The following is a 20499-nucleotide window of genomic DNA, read 5'->3' on the forward strand; positions in this document are numbered from 1 at the left end:
ATGGATATATTAAAGAAAATTGAAAAGTACAGAGAGGAAGAGCAGCGTCTCAAATGGGAAGGGACGTTCGCTGATTATTTGGAGATCATAAAAGAAAATCCATTGGTCGCGCAGTCTGCTCATTCTCGCGTTTTTAATATGATAAAAGACAGCGGAATCGAGGAGGATGACGGGAAAAAGACATACAGCTTTTTCTCGCGGGAGCTGTTCGGCCTTGAGGAATCTCTGGAACGGCTCGTGGAGGAATACTTTCACCCGGCTGCCAAGCGGCTCGATGTAAGAAAACGGATTTTACTATTGATGGGACCCGTCAGCGGCGGAAAGTCAACTCTTGTCACCATGCTGAAAAAAGGGCTTGAAGCCTACTCATTGACAGATAACGGCGCTGTTTACGCCATTAAAGGCTGCCCGATGCATGAAGATCCTCTCCATCTCATTCCCCATCATCTGCGCGACGACTTCTACAGAGAATACGGCATCAGAATTGAGGGCAGCCTTTCTCCGCTTAATGTCATGCGGCTTGAAGAAGAATACGGCGGCAGAATTGAGGATGTTAAAGTTGAACGTATATTCTTCTCGGAGGATAAACGTACCGGAATCGGAACCTTCAGCCCGTCTGATCCGAAATCACAGGATATCGCCGATTTGACGGGGAGCATTGATTTTTCGACGATTGCCGAATACGGTTCGGAATCAGATCCGCGCGCTTATCGGTTTGACGGTGAATTAAATAAAGCGAACCGCGGAATGATGGAATTTCAGGAAATGCTGAAATGCGATGAAAAATTTCTGTGGCACCTTCTGTCACTCACGCAGGAAGGGAATTTCAAAGCCGGACGGTTTGCGCTCATCTCAGCCGACGAATTGGTTGTTGCGCATACGAACGAAACGGAGTACCGCTCGTTTATTGCCAATAAGAAAAACGAAGCCCTTCACTCCAGGATCATCGTGATGCCTGTTCCTTATAATTTAAAGGTGTCAGAGGAAGAACGGATTTATGAAAAAATGATTTCTGAAAGTGATGTTTCTGACGTACACATCGCCCCCCATACATTAAAAGTGGCTGCGATGTTTTCTATTTTGACCCGGCTGAAGGAACCGAACCGCTCTGATATTGATCTCGTCAAAAAAATGAGGCTCTATGACGGAGAAAGCGTTGAAGGTTACAATTCCGTTGATCTGGAGGATATGAAGAAGGAATTCCATGATGAAGGAATGAGCGGTATCGACCCGCGCTATGTCATCAACCGCATTTCCTCAACGATTATCAGAAAAAATATGGAATCCATCAATTCGCTTGACGTGCTGCGTTCCTTAAAAGAAGGACTCGACCAGCATCCGTCCATCTCCGCCGAGGACAAAGAGCGGTATATGAATTTTATTTCCGCCGCCAGGAAAGAGTACGATGACATCGCCAAAAAGGAAGTGCAGAAGGCGTTCGTTTATTCATATGAAGAATCCGCGAAAACTCTCATGGACAATTATTTAGATAATGTGGAAGCGTACTGCAATAAAAATAAGCTTCGCGATCCGCTGACGGGTGAAGAAATGAATCCTGACGAAAAACTGATGAGATCCATTGAAGAGCAGATCGGCATTTCAGAAAACGCCAAAAAAGCGTTCCGCGAAGAAATCTTAATCCGCATATCCGCCTATGCAAGAAAAGGAAAACGCTTTGACTATAATTCGCACGAAAGACTCCGCGAAGCGATTCAGAAAAAGCTGTTCGCAGACTTAAAAGATGTAGTGAAAATTACGACCTCCACCAAAACGCCGGATGAACAGCAGCTTAAAAAGGTCAATGAGGTAGTGGCAAGGTTAATAGATGAACACGGCTATAATTCGACTAGCGCTAATGAACTGCTGAAGTATGTCGGAAGCTTGTTAAACCGCTGATATTTGATTTCATTGAGAGGCCCGTCTGTAAAAGGACGGGTTCTTTTGTCTGTTTTTCGCAATTGTTTGTCAATTGGAGAGTCCGGCCGGCATAAGATAAAAATAAATCTTTTCGCCGGACTTGTTTCATAAACAGGACCAAGCCGGAATACACATGTAAAACGACCATAACGGTTAAGGAGGGGAATTCATGTCCCGTAATGACAGCGGAAATTTTTTGATTTCAGAGGAAGACTGGTCCCTCCATCGCAAAGGCTTTGACGACCAGCAGCGCCACCAAAAGAAAGTGCAGGAAGCGATAAAAAACAACCTTCCGGACCTTGTCACTGAGGAAAGCATTATTATGTCCAACGGAAAAGATGTTGTGAAAATCCCGATTCGTTCGCTTGATGAATATAAAATCCGTTATAACTATGATAAAAATAAACATGTCGGCCAAGGCGACGGCGACAGCGAAGTCGGCGATGTCGTCGCAAGAGACGGCGCAGATAAAAAGCAGGGCGCCGGAAAAGGCCAGGGAGCAGGCGATCAGGCAGGCGAGGATTATTATGAAGCGGAAGTTTCATTGATGGATCTGGAAGAAGCGCTGTTTCAGGAATTAGAACTGCCGAATCTGCAGCAAAAGGAAAGGGACAATATCGTCCATACCGATATCGAGTTCAATGATATCCGGAAAACCGGGCTGACAGGGAATATCGATAAGAAAAGGACGATGCTGTCGGCCTATAAACGAAACGCCATGACAGGCAAGCCGTCGTTTTACCCTATTTATCCGGAAGATCTGAAATACAAAACATGGAATGATGTGACGAAGCCGGAATCGAAAGCTGTCGTTTTAGCCATGATGGATACAAGCGGTTCGATGGGCGTATGGGAAAAGTATATGGCGAGGAGTTTCTTTTTTTGGATGACACGATTTTTACGGACAAAGTATGAAACGGTTGATATCGAATTTATCGCCCACCATACGGAAGCGAAGGTTGTGTCGGAAGAAGATTTTTTCTCGAAAGGCGAGAGCGGGGGCACCATCTGTTCCTCCGTTTACCGGAAGTCTCTTGAATTAATTGATGAAAAATATGACCCCGCCCGCTACAACATCTATCCGTTTCATTTTTCAGACGGAGATAACCTGACTTCGGATAACGCCCGGTGCGTAAAGCTCGTCAATGACATCATGAAAAAATCGAATCTGTTCTGTTACGGTGAGGTCAATCAATATAACAGGCATTCCACCCTCATGTCCGCCTATAAAAATGTCAAAGATGATAAATTTAAATACTACATCCTGAAACAGAAATCGGACGTATTTCAAGCGCTGAAAAGCTTTTTTAAAAATGAGGAAGCCGGTATAAGCAAAGCATCGTATTAAATATAAAGCCGAGTGAAGAATCGTGCGGCCGCGGTTCTTCACCCGGCTTTTTTAAATTAAAAATAAAGAGAAAAAACGGCATAAAAAAAATCCTTAAAAAATGAAACTTTTCTCTTTACAAACCTTCTTTCATTTATTAATATTTTATCTTGTGAACTATTATTAAGGGAATGAGGTGAAAATACGGTGATTGAATCAGAGCTCGCTTTGCTCAGTTTTGAACAACTGTTTGATACTTCCAGATCGATTTACAAAAAGCAGAAAATGATTCTGGAGACAGTGCTTGAACCATTTGATATTACAGTGCTGCAGTATCTGCTGATGTTCAAAATACATAAGAGCAAAAGCACGCAGCTTTCAAGGCTGGCTTTGTCGCTTGATCTGAAACCGGCGTCTGTCACGAGAATGACCGATATTCTGTATAAGCGCCGCCTAATGGTTCGGAGCGACTATCACGACGACCGGCGTGTTGTTATGATTCAGTTAACCGAAGAGGGGGAAGAACTTCTAAAGAAAGCTGCTGTTCAATATGCCGAAAAAGCGGCGGTCTTATACCGGCAGCTCAATACCGCTGAACTGCAGTACCTGCGCAAGCTTGCGGAAAGTTTAACGAAGCTTGCAAACGGCTGTGCAGTGAAAAACGGAAAATAAAAAAATCCCCACATATTTTTATCATCATTCCACAAAATGATAGAGGAAGAAACGAAAGGAGAAAACAAAATGAACAGAGGACGTTTAATTCTGACCAACATTATCGGTTTGATTGTTGTTCTTGCAATTATAGGCGGAGGTGCTTACTACTATTATCAAAGCACACACTATGTAAAAACCGATGAAGCGAAAGTTGCCGGCGACATGGCTGCTATCACAGCTCCTGCTGCGGGTAAAGTAACTGACTGGAACCTTGATGAGGGGAAAGAAGTAAGCAAAAACGACGTGGTTGCAAAAATTAAAGGACAGCAAAATGCTGACGTAAAAGCCATCATGGATGGAACAATCGTGAAAAACGAAGTGAAAAACGGCCAAATGGTGCAAGCCGGTACGACAATTGCCCAGGAAATTGACATGAAACACCTTTACATCACTGCAAACATTAAAGAAACAGACATTAGAGACATTGAAGTAGGAAACAAAGTAGACGTAATTGTTGACGGCGATCCTAATACAACATTTGACGGAACAGTAGAAGAAATCGGTTATGCGACAAATTCAACATTTGATATGCTGCCTTCTTCAAACTCAAGCGGCAACTACACTAAAGTAACGCAAAAAGTTCCTGTTAAAATTTCACTCAGCAACCCATCTGACAAGGTGCTTCCTGGTATGAACGCATCTGTAAAAATCTCTGAATAATACAGATCAGTCATCAAACCATGAAGGGAGGTTGTCTTAGGTGGCTAAATCAGATAATCAAGTAAAAAGTCCTAAAACATTGCTTATTGTGCTTATGGCCGGGTTATTCCTGGCGATCTTGAACCAAACGCTTCTTAACGTGGCGATGCCGCACTTAATGACCGAGTTCGGTGTGAGTGCGACGACGATTCAGTGGCTTACGACCGGATACATGCTGGTCAACGGTGTTTTGATTCCGTTATCTGCGTTCTTAATCACCCGGTTCGGACAGAGAAGCCTCTTTCTCGTAGCCATGTTCTGTTTTACAGCGGGAACGTTAGTCTGCGGAATCGCGCCTAACTTCTCAACCATGCTGATCGGCCGGTTAATTCAGGCGGTCGGCGGCGGTATCCTGCAGCCGCTGGTCATGACAACCATTCTGCTTATTTTCCCGCCTGAAAGCAGGGGGAAAGGAATGGGGATTTTCGGTCTTGCGATGATGTTTGCTCCGGCGGTCGGACCGACTTTATCCGGCTGGATCATCGAGCATTACACATGGCGCATTATGTTCTACGGCCTTGTTCCGATCGGGGCAATCGTTATTATCATAGCGTTTTTCCTCTTTAAGAACTTGGTGGAACCGCAAAAAATCAAACTCGACAGCTTGGGTGCGATTCTATCTATTGTCGGATTCGCCTCATTGCTTTACGGAGTCAGTGAAGCGGGCAGCGACGGCTGGGGAGATCCGATCGTGCTGTCTACCGTCATTGTCGGTGTCATCGCGATTGCCGCGTTTGTCATTCAGCAATTGCGCTCTGAAAAACCGATGCTTGACTTCCGGGTATTTAAATATGATATTTTCTCACTTTCCAGTGTCATTAATATCATTATTACCGTTGCGCTTTACACAGGAATGTTCCTGCTTCCGATTTACCTGCAGAACTTAGTCGGCTTTACGGCGCTGCAATCGGGTCTCTTGCTATTGCCGGGCGCGATTGTCATGCTGATCATGTCGCCGATTTCCGGTATTCTGTTTGACAAAATCGGTCCGAGACCGCTTGCGATTATCGGGCTGGTCATCACGGTCGCAACGACATTCCAGTACACAAAATTGACAATTGACACACCTTACACGCACATCATGCTTGTCTATGCCATCCGCGCATTCGGTATGTCACTGTTAATGATGCCTGTTATGACAGCCGGAATGAACCAGCTTCCGGCACGGTTGAACAGCCACGGCACGGCGATGAGCAACACGCTCCGCCAGATCAGCGGATCAATCGGAACAAGTTTGATCACAACGATTTATACGAACCGTACGACAATGCATTATTCGCAGATTGCGGATAAAACAAGCACGGCTGATCCAAGCTTCATGCAGTCGTTCCAAAGCGCGGTTTCGAATTTAATGGTCAACATGAACATGTCGCTTGATGCGGCGAAACAAACCGTTTATTCATATCTCTACAAAACAGCTTCACTCAATTCCAACGTTATGGGGATTAATGACGCGTTTATGTGGGCGACGATCTTTGCGGTTATCGGCGTAGTCCTGAGCCTGTTCTTGCGTGACGTGCGGAAAGACAAACAGCGGGCGAAGAAAAAAGAGGAGCTGTCATTGCTTCCGGCCCCTAAAGAAGTGAAGGAATCTTAATCATCTGAATGGGAGGTTTCCTGAATGAAAATTTACGTAGTGTACGATAGTGAAGGCGAACACACAAAACATCTTGCTGAAGCCATTGCCGAAGGCGCACGAGAAAACGCTGAGGCTGAAGTCCTGATCGACCATGTCGATCAAGCAGACATCCGCAAGCTGAAAGACATGGATGCCATTATCTGGGGATGCCCGGGTCACTTTGGTACCATCAGTTCAGGCTTAAAAGCGTGGATCGACAGGCTCGGCTATCTGTGGGCTGAAGGCGAGCTGATTGATAAAGTCGGCGCTGTATTCTGTACGACGGCGACAACACACGGCGGATTAGAAATGACCATGCACAATCTGATCACTCCTATGTTTCACCAAGGCATGATTGTTGTCGGTCTTCCCGGCAACGTTCCTGAAAACGCGCTGTACGGCTCTTACTACGGCGCGGGCGTCACATGCCCGGTTGACAGCGATGTGCTGATGACGGAAGAAGGCCTTCAATTAGGCCGTGCGCTTGGCAGACGTGTCAGCCAGGTCACTGGTAATCTAACTGCCGGACGACAGTAAGGAGAGGGTTATATGGCCATTATTATAGCGGTTATTGCTGCTGTCATTGTGATTGCACTTCTTATCACATTCAATGTCCGCAGCACTTCTGCAGGACAGGATGTCAAAGAAGAAAAGAGAGAAGCGATCGGCACTACAGCCGAACAGCCGGAAAAGCATGATCCGGCCGAGGAGCGCTCAGCCGAGCATGCTCCCGTCGTTGTAAAATCTGAATCTCCCCGTGAGAAAAAGAATACAATGGGCGATGATGTGTACCGTCAGGCGCTTCAGAAGTTTAAGACTTCTGAGACGGATCAGGAACCAAACGATCCTGATAGCGGCGGCAAAATGCAGGATAGCAGCTATCGTGATGCGCTGCTCTCCTTAAAAAACAAAAAGAAGTAATTGAAAAGGCAAATCCGCGCAAGAGCGGATTTGCCTTTTTTTATTGAAGATACTGCCCGCCGGCATCAGAGAAATCAGGGACCATCTGAAAAAGCTGACACGTGAAAAAGGAATGGCTGTCATCGTCTCAAGCCATCTTCTGTCAGAAATGGAGCTAATGTGCGATCGAATCGGCATTCTGCAAAAAGGAGAGCTTGTCGATATTCAAAAAGTAAGGGATGAAGGAAAAGAGGATAAAGATACATACTTCTTCCATATTGAACAAAGAGAAGAGGCTCTTGCCGTTTTGAGTCAGTTTGACTGTGTGAAGAAGACAAACGGCATTGAGATCCAGCTGTCCAAACAGGAAGTGCCTGATGTGATATCACTGCTCGTCCGTGAAAACATCCGCTTATATGAAGTGAAAATCATGACAAAATCTTTGGAAGACCGTTTCTTGGAAATTACCGGCGGGACGAAAGAGGAGGTTCAATATGTTTAAGCTGATCTATAATGAATGGATTAAAATTTTCAGCCGCGTCGGCACGTGGGCTATGATTGTGATTTTAGGCGTTTCGATGATCGGTTTTGCGCTTCTGTCAAACCATTTCACCTCGAGCGAAGCCAATCCGAATTGGAAACAGGAGCTCCAGGCTGAAAACAAAGAAATGAAACAGCAGATGAAGGAAACCGGAAATCAGACGCTCATTGATAACCTGAAACAGAATGTCGCGATAAATCAATACCGTATGGATCATAACATCCCCGAGGATACAGGGTACACAGTGTGGTCATACGTAGCTGATTCTTCGATGATGACTGTTTTGACCGGGCTGTTTACGATTATCATTGCCGCAGGCATCGTGGCGAATGAGTTCAACTGGGGGACGATCAAGCTGCTGGCCATCCGTCCGCTCAGCCGTTTTCAGATTTTGCTTTCTAAATATATGACAGTGCTGCTGTTCGGACTGCTGATGCTTGTGATTTTATTTGCCGGCTCCGCTCTGTTGGGATTGGTCTTTTTCGGTACAGGCGGAGATACTGCGGCTGATGTTCATCTCGTATACAAAGACGGCCATGTTTTTGAGCAAAATATCATCGCTTTCCTCGCTAAAACATATGTCTATGAATCTGTCTCCGCTTTTATGCTTGCGACGATGGCATTTATGCTGTCTGCGGTATTCCGGAACAGCTCATTAGCGGTCGGATTTTCTATTTTTCTATTGGTTATGGGGAACACGGCGACGGTATTTCTTGCTGCGAAATTTGAATGGACTAAATATATTTTATTTGCGAACACGGATTTGTCGCAATATATGAACGGGACTCCTTTAGTAGAGGGGATGACGATGACATTTTCGGTTGTGATGCTTGTGATTTACTTCGTTATTTTTCTGGCGCTTGCATTCGGCGTCTTCTTAAAACGGGATATTGCCACCTGATATAAAAAAGCTGTTTTGCCTTTGCAAAACAGCTTTTCGTTTTAGATGAAAAAAACCTGCCGGCGTACACCGGCAGGTTTTTTAAACAATTTATGCTTTTGTTACGTTAGCAGCTTGTGGTCCGCGGTTTCCTTCAACGATTTCGAAAGAAACAGATTGGCCTTCTTCTAAAGTTTTGAAGCCTTCGCCTTGAATAGCAGAGAAGTGAACGAATACATCGTCTTGACCTTCTACTTCGATGAATCCGAATCCTTTTTCAGAGTTGAACCATTTTACTTTACCTTCTAACATGAAATTTCCTCCTAAAGCGACAAACGCTTAAATTCACTATTCTTGCTCTAAAACAAACTTCCAAGACGAAAACTCTTACAAAACTTTCTTCTTAAAGATAGTTCGAACAAAAATAATTACCTTTACTCTACCAGTAATCCGAAGAAAAAACAACTGCTAAATGTAACTTTTTTCGAAATAACATGTTTTAAGAGGAAAACGCTCTGATACGGAAATCTGATTTGAGACCAGAACAGCCCATTTGCAGCTGATAAAAACCGCTTTGCAACCTCTTAAGGAAGCAATTGACAACCCTTTTTTTAATCGGTATTGTATGTAATCATGAGCCCGAATACCATGGTGCAGCTTCTGTACATAAAAATAGATAGGGAGTAGGTCAACTTGAATCTGCGGCTTATAAACAGTCTGTTTCTTTTCATTTTGATCATGTCACTTACTTCATGCGATTATCCTGACGGGAACCGGACCATTACTATCGGAATCAATGAATCTGATCAATCGATCTGGGAGTTTGTCGCGAAAAAAGCCGGTGAGGAAGGATTGCAGCTTTCTTTGGTAACGTTTTCGGATTATGCTGAGGCCGATTTGGCACTTGCCGGCGGGGATCTCGACGCCAATGCGTTTCAATCCGTTACTAATTTTAAATCTTTGCCGCCTCACGTGAAAAAGAAGCTGGCTCCTTTAGGAACGACATATGCGGCATCGCTGGGGGTGTATTCCAAGCAACATAAACGGCTGAAGGATATACCGGACGGAGCGGTCATTGCCGTGCCTGATGAAGCGGCGGCCTTCGGCAGGGCGCTTTTTCTCATGCAGGAGGCCGGACTGATTACATTGAAAAAGGGATTCACCGGTACGGGTTCAACGGATATGATCAAGGACAACCCGAAGCATCTGACCTTAAAAACGGAAACAAAAAAGAACGCCTATCAGGCGGCGGAACATGCTGACGCAGCAGTTCTCAGTCAAAGCGAGGCGAAAAAAGCAGGATTTCATGCGGAGAAGGACGCGCTGATCCGATCGGCGCAAATGAAGGAAGCGTATATTCATCTGATCGCCGTCAGAGCTGAGGATAAAGATGATGAACGGATGCAAAAACTCCTGTCTTTGTATCAATCAGATGATACCGCGGCGTTGATTGAAAAAGAATATGAGGGCAGCCTGATTCCCGTTTTCCTGAGGGGCGGCTTTCTCACTGAAAAGAAAGAATGATTTCCTCTTCGGGCGATCATTCTTTTTTTTCAGTGCTGCACACTTGATTGCGCCCTGATGTTTTCGCTTTGTACAGCATCCGGTCCGCGATCAGGGGCAATGTCTGAGGGTCCGGTGTATTTGTCGGATAATGCGCGATGCCGAGGGAAACGGTCACGGGAATTGTATCTCCGCTCGTCAGCAGAATCGGGTTCGCGTCAATCGTGTGCCTGATTTCCTCTGCGAGGTGAAGCCCTTTTGTATACGTGCAATTGGGCATAAGCACGGCAAATTCTTCCCCGCCGATGCGGGCTGACGTATGAGAACTGCTGAGTAAGAACCTCAGGCGCGCCCCCAGTTCCTTCAGCACTTGGTCCCCTTCATAATGGCCGTATTGATCATTGATCTGCTTAAAGTGATCAATATCCAAATAAATAAGCGCGAGCTGAGACGAGGGGGATTGAGACGTCCGATCGTACAGAACGCGCGAGACTTCCTCGAATTTTCTCTTATTAAAAATTCCCGTCAGAAAATCATAATTCGCTTGAAACTTGTATTGCTTGAACAAAACGCGGGCATCGGCTTCGTGTTTGATGATATACAGTGACAGCATTCCGCCCAAGATGGAAATGAGCCAATAATAAACGAGGGCCCCGGCAGGCTGTTCAGGCATAAGAAACAGCAGCGTCAAGGTGAAAATAACATTTGAAAAAAGCAGCATAACGAACGCCATTTTATGATCCGGCTTTTTTCCTCTGAGGACGGCCGCAGAAAGTATCGCAATAACCCCGACGGCGGCGATGGAAAAAATGGCGCTTGCATTGAAATTGATCAGGATACGGCCTGCGACGATAATCGCAAAGGCGGCTGCCGTAGACACCCAGCCTCCGTAAAGAGCGGCGATGATAATGGGGATATTTCTGAGATCAATGATGGAATCGGAGTAAGAAAAGCCGAAAGCAATCAGAAAAACCCCTAAAAGCCCGCAGACCGTCCCCTTCAGTAATTGAAACATCGGACGGTCTTCTTTATACGAAAGCGACTCTTTAAAAAGAAGGGTGAACAGATAATTAAATGTGATTAAAATCGTTAAATTAAGAAACAGTTCCTTCAGCATAACAATCACCCTTATATAAGTTACTAGAGAAAGGGTGGAAAGAAAAGAGAAAAATCAATTAAAATACATATATTGTCAATCCTTACTTGACCGATCGGAATTGATATAATATAGTGTTAAAGGATAATGAGCAAGGGAGTGTTTACCTGTTTTGGAGAATTTATTTGTAGTCTTACATGTTTTTATTATGCTTTTGCTTATAGCAGGTCTGTTTGTCATGCAAAAAAAACACGTTTCCTTTTCTAAACGTGTCTTTACCGCGCTCGGACTAGGCATTGTATTCGGTTTTGCACTGCAATTGATTTACGGGCCGGCATCACATATCGTGACACAAACGGCCGATTGGTTTAATATCGCCGGCGGCGGTTATGTCAAATTGCTTCAGATGATCGTCATGCCGCTAGTCTTTATTTCTATTCTCGGCGCATTTACGAAGCTGAAACTGACCCATAACATCGGGAAAATCAGCGGACTGATCATCGGAATTTTGATCGCCACGACAGCAATTGCCGCGGCAGTCGGAATTGTTTCGGCGCTTTCTTTTGATCTGAAAGCCGTCCATATCGACCAGGGAAGCACCGAGTTATCAAGAGGCCAGGAGCTGCAGCAAAAATCTGAGGATATGACGGCCAAAACGCTGCCTCAGCAAATCGTTGAGCTTCTGCCGGGAAATCCGTTTCTTGATTTCACGGGAGCCAGACCGACTTCCACCATCGGAGTCGTTATTTTCGCCGCTTTCCTCGGCATCGCTTTTCTGGGCGTGAAACGGAAGCAGCCGGAGCACGCTGCGACGTTCAGCGGAATTGTCGATGCGGTATACGCGATTATTATGCGTGTCGTGACGTTAATTTTAAGATTGACGCCTTACGGGGTATTGGCGATTATGACAAAGACGATCGCGACAAGCGACATCGACAGCATTGCGAAACTGGGGATGTTTGTGATCGCTTCATACGCCGCGCTTATCGTCATGTTTATCATTCACCTGCTGCTGATTACGTTCAGCGGTTTAAATCCGATCACATACGTGAAAAAAGCATTTCCTGTCATGGTGTTTGCGTTTACGTCCCGTTCAAGCGCAGGGGCTTTGCCGCTTAATATTAAAACGCAAAAAAGCATGGGCGTCCCTGAAGGAATTGCGAACTTCGCCGGTTCATTCGGTTTATCGATCGGTCAAAACGGCTGTGCCGGCATTTACCCGGCGATGCTCGCGATGATGATTGCGCCGACAGTAGGGCAAAACCCGTTTGAACCGGGATTTATCATCTCCGTCATCGCCATCGTGGCAATCAGTTCATTCGGTGTAGCAGGCGTGGGGGGCGGCGCGACATTTGCGGCTCTGCTCGTCCTATCCGCTTTGAACATGCCTGTCGCGCTTGCCGGGCTGCTCATTTCAATTGAGCCGTTAATTGACATGGGGCGTACCGCCTTAAATGTCAGCGGCAGTATGACCGCAGGGCTGTTAACAAGTAAAATGACGAAGGAAACCGATACCGCGGTGTACAATGATTCCTCAATCGTCATTGAAGCTGAAGAAGCTTAATAAAAAAGCAGATAGCGCTAAAACGAAAAATCCTTCATCGTTGAACGAATGAAGGATTTTTTTCGTTTCTAATGATTTCCGGGTTCAATTTCTTCCAGCATATTCATCACGGTGCTGTCATTTAAAACATTTACCGCGCTTTCTTCGAAGTGAATCGGCTCGGTATAGTGAGGCTTCGGCGAAGTTTCTTTACTGCGGTCTGCCTGTCCGTCCGTATGGGATGAGCCGGAGTGATTGCGGGAAGTCTGCTCATGCTGCTGTCCGCCGGATTCCCCGCCGAAAGCCTGTTTGATCAGCTCGGCAGGCTGCACGGAGCCTGTTTGTGAATGCCGTGGTTTGTCCGTGTGCTGCTGTCCGCCGGATTCCCCGCTGAAAGCCTGTTGAATCAGGTCAGCAGGCTGCATGGAGTGTGTACCATCTTTATGCTGCATTCGGCCTGAAACCATTCCGGAGATTTTCCGACGGATTTCGGGTGATAAAGCTGCAATCAGAATCGATGATCCGATCAGCAGCGCTGTCGGGCTGATGCCGCTTTTTTGTCTGAACAAGTTAAATCCCTCCTCATTCAATTGATTACGCTTACCTTTCCCTATCCTTCTGATATTTATCCAAACCGCTCAGAATGCAAACGGCGTGCATAAATCCCGCCGAATAGAAAAACCTATACGTAAAGTGAGAAAGGAGGAATTCACATGATAAAAAAACAAGCAGTTATTTCTGCCCTTCTTCTGCCGATGCTGATTACCGCAGGGTGCAGTATGGGGAACCAGGGAGAAGGAAAACGAAATGACAACCGCACCCAGAATGTAAATTACCGCAACACACCTAACGACGGTGCGACAAATATGAATACAGTGAACCGTCATAACCAAAACACCGATCACAATGACAACCGTAACCTGAGAGTGGCTGATAAAGCCGCCGACAAGGTGACTGATTTAAAAGAAGTTAAAAATGCGACTGTGATCGTTGCCGGAAACAGCGCTTATGTAGCCGTTGTTCTGACAAACGGACAAAAAGGCGCCATCGCCAACCATTTGAAAAATAAGATTACCGATAAGGTGAAATCAGCCGATAAACATGTCCGGACTGTATATGTATCAGCAAACCCGGACTTCGTTGAACGTATGCAAGGCTACGGAAAACGAATCCAAAACGGCCACCCGGTATCCGGACTGTTTGATGAATTCGGCCAAATGGTGCAGCGTGTATTCCCAAACCCCAATAAATAAATGAATGGAAAAGCCGCATTTGCTGCGGCTTTTTTATTTTATCTGCCGTCACGACCCAGCGCTTCTGAGCATAAAGTAAAGAATGAGATGAAAATTAAAGGATCGGGGAGGGGAGCTTGTTTGCGTGACGGCATGGGGAAACGGGCGGCATTCACTCTGATCCTGTGCGGAGTCCTTGTCATATTGGCTGTCAGTTCAGCCGTTTCAGTAAGTATGATGTACGTCCTGTCAGGCCAAAACAGCCGCTCTGTTCCGACGAAGGAACAAGTGACTGAACACATGAATAAAGAAATTTACAAACATACAGCGATTTACTATACGGCGGATGAAAAGCCGCTCTTGGATCTGACCAAGCTTACGCTGGACCACGCAAAGCGTATCAACCAAATCATTGTCGGCTATAAAGGAGCGGCGCCTCTTGAACTCATTTTCTTTTCGGATGAAGCTGAAATGGAGCAATACTCAGGATTGAAAAATGTAGTCGGTTTTTATTCAGAGCAGGAGCAGATGATGGGGCTTTTGCCAGAAGAGAAAAAAAAGCTTTTGAAAAAAGATGAGCTGGCCGTTTTCATGTATAAGCAATTGATTATACATGAATATACACACTACGCATTTCATCAAAAAACACGCCAATTGGGGACGGATACGTCTGTATTTCCGCTTTGGTTTCATGAGGGGCTGAGCGAGTGGGTTGCGCATTATGATGTGGTCATTGATCCGATTGAATTTTCCGTCGTGCCGTTTGATCAATTAACGACCGACCGAAAATGGCAGAAATCGCGTATGGAATATGAAACGGATGTTTATTTGCAAAGTTTCTATATGATAAAGGATTTAACCGAAACATTCGGAGAAGGCATTATCTTAACCATTATCAATAAAACCGCCGAAACACAGGATTTTGAAAAAGGCTTTGAAGCGGCTACGAAAGAAAGCCTGAAACAATTTGAACATGATTTCACAAAAGCATATGAAAAAAAGAAAACGGCATTGGAGAGTCAGGTTTCCAACGCCGTTTTTTTCATTAATGGAGGTTTTGCTGCTGCTGTCCCATTTGTCCTTTAATCGGAGGCATTTGCGGCTGTCCCTGCGCCGGCGCAAATGAATTCAGCATGGTCTGCATATCTTGTGCATTGAGCTGAGGAACCTGATAATAACCGTGTTTGTTTTGGTATAAGAAGATTTCATACGCCATTTCGACATATTGCTGAATTTGGGCGGAGAGCACTCTTCTTGTGACAGGATTGGTCATTTCAAGCGAGCTCATCGTCAAGAGAGAAGCTTGAGCTTTAATCAGGCCGAGCATATGGCCGCTTATTCCGAGATCTTTGACATCATTTAATGATTGATTCGGTTTTTTCGGCTGAGTCGGTTTTATACCGTAGACGGCCTGGTTCTGTTCCTCCATCATATATGTCGACGTTTCCTGAGAAGGCTTTTGGCCGGTCTTAAAGCATTCTGCCGTCAGATTATAGAGTCCGAGAATGAATTGATACTGGCGGTCAAGAATGTCGGCCAGCTGCTGATCCTGTATAAACTGTCTGAGCATCATAAATTGATCCAAAACGCCGACTGTTCCGGCCAGCACTTCATGCATATCGAAAAGCTCATGTCCTCCGTGATTCACTTGCGGTGAACCCGGAATCCCCTGATTTACTGGCGGCTGCTGCTGATTCTGCTGCTGTTCCACTGGTTGTTTTCCTCCTTCATGTCAAATCACATTTAAGATGTGAAAAAAGCCGATCCGTTATACATCAAGACTTATTTCGTTACGTGGGGATTATTTACTATTTTGCGCCAGCGAAGACAATCTTTACAAAAAAGTGATGTGATTTTTAAGAAAATAAGCTAACGTATTTCTTAGAAGACAGGGGGGAAATGAATGAAGAAAAAAAGGGGTTTGCGTCTTTCGTGCTGTTTGCTGACGGTTTGTTTTATGATGTTCAGCGTGAAAGATGCGGAAGCAATCGGACAAGCCGGATCACTGAATGAAGCTGGAACGGATAAAGCGTATAAAGAACGGCAGACTGAAGACTCCGGCCGTATCCCGCTCAGAATCATCAGCATGAATGATCTGCACGGAAAAATTGATCAGCAATATGAGCTTGACCTTAACGGAGACGGTAAACCGGATGGCACTTTCGGACGGATGGACTACGCCACCGCGTACATTAAAAAGGCGAAAGCCGAGAAAGAACACGCCTTTGTCGTGCATGCGGGCGATATGATCGGGGGCAGCTCTCCCGTGTCAGCCCTTTTTCAGGATGAACCGACAGTAGAATTGATGGAAGACATCGGTTTTGATGTCGGAACTGTCGGCAATCACGAATTCGATGAAGGAACGAATGAGCTTAAACGGATCATCAATGGAGGAGATCATCCGGACGGTAAGGGGACAAGCGGTTATGACGGCCAAGATTTCCCGCTCGTCTGCGCCAACTGTAAATTGAAGTCAGGGGAGTCCTTTCTGCCGCCGTATGAAATCAAATACGTTTCCGGAATTCCGGTCGCATTTATCGGGGTTGTAACCAGATCGGCGGCAGGCATGGTCATCCCGGACGGAATTAAAAATATTACGTTTACGGATGAGGTAAAGGCCGTCAATGACGCCGCCGCAGACCTGAAGAAAAAAGGAATTAAAGCAATCGCCGTGCTCGCCCATATGTCTGCTGAACAAAATGGCTCAGCCATCACGGGAGAATCCGCAAAGCTTGCAAGCGGAACAGACTCAGAGATTGACGTGATTTTCGCCGCGCACAATCATAAAGTCGTAAACGGAGAAATCAACGGCAAGCTGATCGTGCAGGCATTTGAATACGGAAAAGCAATCGGAATCGCCGATCTCGAACTAGATAAAGAGTCGAAGGATATCGTGAAAAAATCAGCGGAAATCCAATATATCGATCAAAGTAAAATCAAGCCTGATCCGGATGCGGCAGGCATATTAAGCAAATATGAAGAGAAAGTGAAACCGATTATCAGCGAAGCGGTCGGGGAAGCGGCCCATGATATAACGGGCGGGTATTCAAATGACGGCGACACGGCGCTCGGAAATCTGATTGCCGACGGTATGAAAGCGAAGATGAAATCCGATTTTGCGCTTATGAATGGGGGAGGCATCCGGGACGGCATAAAAAAAGGGCCGATCACATGGGGAGATCTTTATAATGTACAGCCGTTCGGCAATGTGCTGACGAAGCTTGAAATCAAAGGAAAAGATTTGCGGGAGATCATCAACGCGCAAATTTCTCCGGTGTACGGACCGGATTACAGCATCAGCGGATTTTCCTATACATGGAACCCGGAAACCGGACAAGCGGCGGATGTGAAAATGGCGGACGGTACAGACATACAGCCCGAAAAAGGATATACAGTAACAGTCAATCAATTTATGGCGACGGCAGCGGGGGCAAAATACGGTCCGATCGGGAAACTCGGCAAGAATCCGGTGACGGGGCCTGAGGATTTGGAAGCGACAGTAGACTATGTCAAAAGCTTTTCCGCACCGATTTCTTATCAAACCGACGGCCGCATCCGCACGGCATCAGCCGCCGAAACACCTGATGACACCGGCAATCAGCCGGGAAGCGGGGAAACACCGGGCAGCACCGGGCCTGATAAAGGAGAAAAACCTCAAACGGAAAAACCCGCTAAAAAACCGGATGCAGCAGAACAGCCTGATCAAACCAAAAAACCTAAACGTCCTGTCGTAAAAGAAGCAGCATCTGATACAGTGCAGTCAATTCCCGAATCCCGTACGGCGTCTGCCGCAGATTCGGAACAAAGCACAGAACAGACTGAAAGCGGCACACAAAAAGGCCGCCCATTGCCTGATACTTCAGCGGGCAGCCATCAGACGGCATTGGCCGGCCTGGTGATCACGGGTGCCGGCGTATATTGGCTTTTCAGAAAGAAAAGGGGAACCCGCACACGATGAACAAACTGAAACATATTCCGCTTCTCGTCATCATCGCAGGTGTTATCATCACATGTTACGGAAGCTGGAAGATCATTGATTCACATATGAAAACGAACCAATCGCTTGAAGAAGCAAAAAAAGCAACAGAACCTGTCTTGGAAAAGAACGAAACAAAAAGCGCTGTGCAGGCACAGCTCAAAAAAGAATTTCACCCCGAAACGGGTGAGGCAAGCGGCATTTTAGAAATCCCTGAAATTGACGCTGAGCTCCCGATCGTCGAAGGGACTGACGCAGATGATTTAGCAAAAGGCGTCGGACATTATAAGGACAGCTATTATCCTGGCGATCACGGCCAAATTGTGTTATCCGGCCACAGGGACACGGTGTTCCGCCGGACCGGCGAACTGAAAAAAGGAGACAGACTGAACGTGATTTTGTCTTACGGCACGTTTTCTTATAAAATCAGCCGTACAAAAATCGTCAGCCGGGATGATACGTCTGTCATCACCCTTCAACACAAGCGGGAGGAACTGATCCTGACCACTTGCTATCCGTTTTCTTACATTGGAAATGCGCCGAAACGATATATTATATATGCCGACCCGGTTTAAGAAAAATACGTTTCGGTAAAATGAGCAAGATCAGCCGGCATCGGCGCCTCGGCAACGATTTCTTCTCCTGAGATCGGATGGACGACACTGACTTTTTTGGCGTGAAGCGCCTGCCTGTGAAACAGCGCCCTGCTTCCGCCGTACAGGTCATCGCCCGCCAACGGATGGCCGATGCTTGCCATATGCACCCTGATTTGATGTGTTCTCCCGGTTTCCAGTTCAAGCTCTGCCAATGTAAGCTGCGCACCGGGATGATAGCCCTTCACTTTGTAATGGGTGACGGCGGCTTGTCCGCCGGGTGAGACGCGCCGTCTGACGGAATGTGACCTGTCGCGGCCGATCGGCGAGTCAACCGTGCCTTTTTTCGGCGTGACTTTTCCTTCCGCCGCGGCGATATAGGTGCGTTTTAATGTTTTGGTTTCGAGCTGACGGTCAAGGATTGCATGGGCCAGGCGGTGTTTCGCGAAAACGACCGCGCCTGACGTGTCACGGTCAAGACGGTGAACGTGGCGCACTTTCGCCTGTTCGCCGTTGATTTGAAAATGGTAAGCGATCAGGTTGCTGAGGGTTCCGGTCTGACCCTCTTCATTTGGATGAGTCGGCATTCCCGCCGGCTTATTTGCAATCAGCATATGACTGTCCTCAAATAAAATGTCCGGCTCTCCGTATTCAGGAATTACCGAAGAACCCGTTTTTTCCTGAAGATCAATGAATAAGCGGTCTCCGGTTTTCAGTATGATGTTGTTTTTCGGGGATGTCCGATTCACCTGAATACTTTTTTGGTTCATCCATTCCGTTATCACGGGTTTTGACGCCTGGAATTCAGATTTCAGGACTGAAAACAGCCATTGTCCGGCGTGTTTTTCCGTAATCAGGAGTTCCAGACCGCGGTCATTTTGTTTCATATCATAAAGCTCCTTTTCAAGCGGAAAGCGGCTGTTTCAATAGGAAACACTTACCTTAGCTTTCGCGTTTTTTTCTATGCTATTCTTGATAAAGATTAAGGATATTCACATGGCAAGAAAGGTGATTGATGTGAGAATTGTGAACGCAGCGACTGACGGACAAGAAAGCGCGATACAAGAGCTTTCCTCTGAATTGTTTCAAAATGTCTTTCCTCTTTATTTCTCCGAACTGGAAATTCAGCGCTTTAAAAAAAGGGGCGTATTGTCATTACAAAACCAACGTTACCAAGGAACTTTAAAAGAAGCGTTTCAAATTATGGCTTGTCTGCAAACGGTACATATCATGCTGTCAAAGCCGCACCCCGTATATGACGTCAAAGAGCGGGCGCTGTTTGATAAAAATTGCGCTTTGCTGAATGAATGCGGAATGAATTTTCCCTTTACCTATGATGATTTCGAGACAGGGGCCGGATCAGAAGCCTGCGGTCACAGAAGGCTGATCTGACGGGTATAAAGAGCCTTTTGACAGGCTCTTTTTTGCTTCCTTGACATGATACCACAATTTCTTTCCTCTAACTCCCTTTATAATGAGTCAAATCCCCGAGCATAATAAAATGCGAAAGGGGTGCTTTACAATGAGTTCAATCAAACAATCAATGACTACCCACGTGGCTACCGTTTCTCCCAACCAAACGATCCAGGAAGCGGCTGCGCTGATGCACCAGCATAATGTCGGAGCAATTCCCGTCGTTGACGGAGGGGAATTAAAAGGAATGCTGACAGACCGTGATATCGCATTGAGAACAACGGCTCAAGGCCGCGACGGCCAAACACCTGTTTCACACGTGATGTCTTCTCAAGTTGTATCCGGAAACCCGGAAATGAGTCTTGAAGAGGCGTCACATCTGATGGCCCAACACCAAATCCGCCGCCTTCCCATTGTCGATCAAAATCATCTGGTCGGGATCGTTGCGCTTGGAGACTTAGCGGTCGATCAGCGTTCAAATGAGTCTGCGGGAGCGGCTCTTTCCAATATTTCCAGTCAAAACACACAGTAACGGATGAAGAGAGCT

General features: G+C 46.1%; 21 protein-coding genes and 1 pseudogene. 17 read left to right on the forward strand and 5 right to left on the reverse strand.

Annotation, left to right across the window (positions count from 1 at the left end; translation table 11 throughout):
* The 9 genes and pseudogenes from prkA to L3V45_RS04565 all read left to right on the forward strand — a co-directional run bounded on the left by prkA (position 1) and on the right by L3V45_RS04565 (position 8617).
* Complete coding sequence (gene prkA / locus L3V45_RS04525) at positions 1 to 1896, forward strand: serine/threonine protein kinase PrkA (protein ID WP_003155391.1); 1896 nt, start codon at positions 1 to 3, stop codon at positions 1894 to 1896.
* Positions 1897 to 2086: 190 nt separating this feature from the next.
* A complete protein-coding gene (yhbH, locus tag L3V45_RS04530) occupies positions 2087 to 3265 on the forward strand; it encodes a sporulation protein YhbH (protein WP_014417268.1) in 1179 nt (392 codons plus the stop codon).
* 186 nt (positions 3266 to 3451) lie between these two features.
* Positions 3452 to 3916 carry a MarR family transcriptional regulator gene (locus L3V45_RS04535; RefSeq protein WP_003155389.1) on the forward strand — a complete coding sequence of 155 codons (465 nt, stop codon included), beginning with the start codon at positions 3452 to 3454 and terminating at the stop codon, positions 3914 to 3916.
* 36 nt (positions 3917 to 3952) lie between these two features.
* Positions 3953 to 4618: an HlyD family secretion protein gene (locus L3V45_RS04540; protein WP_007610259.1), complete on the forward strand. Its 666-nt coding sequence runs from the start codon at positions 3953 to 3955 to the stop codon at positions 4616 to 4618.
* 40 nt (positions 4619 to 4658) lie between these two features.
* Complete coding sequence (locus L3V45_RS04545; RefSeq protein ID WP_003155387.1) at positions 4659 to 6254, forward strand: MFS transporter; 1596 nt, start codon at positions 4659 to 4661, stop codon at positions 6252 to 6254.
* Between the two features lie 24 nt (positions 6255 to 6278).
* Positions 6279 to 6812 (forward strand): NAD(P)H-dependent oxidoreductase, encoded by a 534-nt coding sequence (locus tag L3V45_RS04550; protein WP_003155386.1) that lies wholly within the window; start codon positions 6279 to 6281, stop codon positions 6810 to 6812.
* Positions 6813 to 6824: 12 nt separating this feature from the next.
* Positions 6825 to 7196 (forward strand): hypothetical protein, encoded by a 372-nt coding sequence (locus L3V45_RS04555; RefSeq protein WP_003155385.1) that lies wholly within the window; start codon positions 6825 to 6827, stop codon positions 7194 to 7196.
* A gap of 55 nt (positions 7197 to 7251) precedes the next feature.
* Positions 7252 to 7677 (forward strand): annotated as a pseudogene (locus tag L3V45_RS04560) (bacitracin ABC transporter ATP-binding protein); the annotation flags it as partial.
* The gene (locus L3V45_RS04565) at positions 7670 to 8617 is read left to right on the forward strand and encodes an ABC transporter permease (RefSeq protein ID WP_003155377.1); all 948 of its coding nucleotides are present in this window, start codon (positions 7670 to 7672) and stop codon (positions 8615 to 8617) included. The pseudogene L3V45_RS04560 and the gene L3V45_RS04565, both read left to right, overlap by 8 nt.
* A gap of 90 nt (positions 8618 to 8707) precedes the next feature.
* On the opposite strand, the gene cspB is transcribed toward L3V45_RS04565, so the two are convergent.
* Positions 8708 to 8908, reverse strand: coding sequence for a cold shock-like protein CspB (gene cspB / locus L3V45_RS04570; protein ID WP_003155376.1), 201 nt, complete (start codon positions 8906 to 8908; stop codon positions 8708 to 8710).
* A 381-nt stretch (positions 8909 to 9289) separates the two neighbouring features.
* On the opposite strand from cspB, the gene L3V45_RS04575 reads away from it, so the two are divergent.
* On the forward strand, positions 9290 to 10120 hold the full coding sequence (locus tag L3V45_RS04575; protein WP_003155368.1) for a MetQ/NlpA family ABC transporter substrate-binding protein: 831 nt from the start codon (positions 9290 to 9292) through the stop codon (positions 10118 to 10120).
* Positions 10121 to 10136: 16 nt separating this feature from the next.
* On the opposite strand, the gene L3V45_RS04580 is transcribed toward L3V45_RS04575, so the two are convergent.
* Positions 10137 to 11216, reverse strand: a complete 1080-nt coding sequence (locus L3V45_RS04580; protein WP_003155367.1) for a GGDEF domain-containing protein — start codon at positions 11214 to 11216, stop codon at positions 10137 to 10139.
* Positions 11217 to 11367: 151 nt separating this feature from the next.
* On the opposite strand from L3V45_RS04580, the gene L3V45_RS04585 reads away from it, so the two are divergent.
* Positions 11368 to 12759: an L-cystine transporter gene (locus tag L3V45_RS04585; protein ID WP_003155366.1), complete on the forward strand. Its 1392-nt coding sequence runs from the start codon at positions 11368 to 11370 to the stop codon at positions 12757 to 12759.
* 68 nt (positions 12760 to 12827) lie between these two features.
* On the opposite strand, the gene L3V45_RS04590 is transcribed toward L3V45_RS04585, so the two are convergent.
* A complete protein-coding gene (locus tag L3V45_RS04590) occupies positions 12828 to 13307 on the reverse strand; it encodes a hypothetical protein (protein WP_236837269.1) in 480 nt (159 codons plus the stop codon).
* Between the two features lie 144 nt (positions 13308 to 13451).
* Between L3V45_RS04590 and L3V45_RS04595 the strand changes: the two genes are divergently transcribed.
* Complete coding sequence (locus L3V45_RS04595; RefSeq protein ID WP_003155362.1) at positions 13452 to 13991, forward strand: YhcN/YlaJ family sporulation lipoprotein; 540 nt, start codon at positions 13452 to 13454, stop codon at positions 13989 to 13991.
* Positions 13992 to 14111: 120 nt separating this feature from the next.
* The gene (locus L3V45_RS04600; RefSeq protein ID WP_048368082.1) at positions 14112 to 15056 is read left to right on the forward strand and encodes a hypothetical protein; all 945 of its coding nucleotides are present in this window, start codon (positions 14112 to 14114) and stop codon (positions 15054 to 15056) included.
* Here L3V45_RS04600 and L3V45_RS04605 read toward each other — a convergent pair.
* A complete protein-coding gene (locus L3V45_RS04605; protein WP_014304688.1) occupies positions 15016 to 15681 on the reverse strand; it encodes a spore coat protein in 666 nt (221 codons plus the stop codon). The genes L3V45_RS04600 and L3V45_RS04605 overlap by 41 nt on opposite strands.
* Positions 15682 to 15873: 192 nt before the next feature.
* Between L3V45_RS04605 and L3V45_RS04610 the strand changes: the two genes are divergently transcribed.
* Both L3V45_RS04610 and L3V45_RS04615 read left to right on the forward strand, forming a co-directional pair.
* Positions 15874 to 17928: a 5'-nucleotidase C-terminal domain-containing protein gene (locus tag L3V45_RS04610; RefSeq protein WP_210602080.1), complete on the forward strand. Its 2055-nt coding sequence runs from the start codon at positions 15874 to 15876 to the stop codon at positions 17926 to 17928.
* Positions 17925 to 18521: a class D sortase gene (locus tag L3V45_RS04615; protein WP_236837270.1), complete on the forward strand. Its 597-nt coding sequence runs from the start codon at positions 17925 to 17927 to the stop codon at positions 18519 to 18521. The genes L3V45_RS04610 and L3V45_RS04615 overlap by 4 nt, the downstream gene beginning before the upstream one ends.
* Here L3V45_RS04615 and L3V45_RS04620 read toward each other — a convergent pair.
* Entirely contained in the window at positions 18518 to 19426 is a 909-nt protein-coding gene (locus L3V45_RS04620) for an RluA family pseudouridine synthase (RefSeq protein ID WP_003155350.1), read from the reverse strand. The two genes, L3V45_RS04615 and L3V45_RS04620, sit on opposite strands and share 4 nt — an antisense overlap.
* 109 nt (positions 19427 to 19535) lie before the next feature.
* Here L3V45_RS04620 and L3V45_RS04625 point away from each other — a divergent pair, with 109 nt between their 5' ends.
* On the forward strand, positions 19536 to 19931 hold the full coding sequence (locus tag L3V45_RS04625; RefSeq protein ID WP_007408448.1) for a DUF5365 family protein: 396 nt from the start codon (positions 19536 to 19538) through the stop codon (positions 19929 to 19931).
* Between the two features lie 130 nt (positions 19932 to 20061).
* Positions 20062 to 20484 (forward strand): CBS domain-containing protein, encoded by a 423-nt coding sequence (locus L3V45_RS04630; protein ID WP_003155348.1) that lies wholly within the window; start codon positions 20062 to 20064, stop codon positions 20482 to 20484.
* Positions 20485 to 20499 lie beyond the last annotated feature (15 nt).

It is taken from the genome of Bacillus sp. R45 (assembly GCF_021729365.1).
Taxonomy (GTDB): Bacteria; Bacillota; Bacilli; order Bacillales; family Bacillaceae; genus Bacillus; species Bacillus velezensis.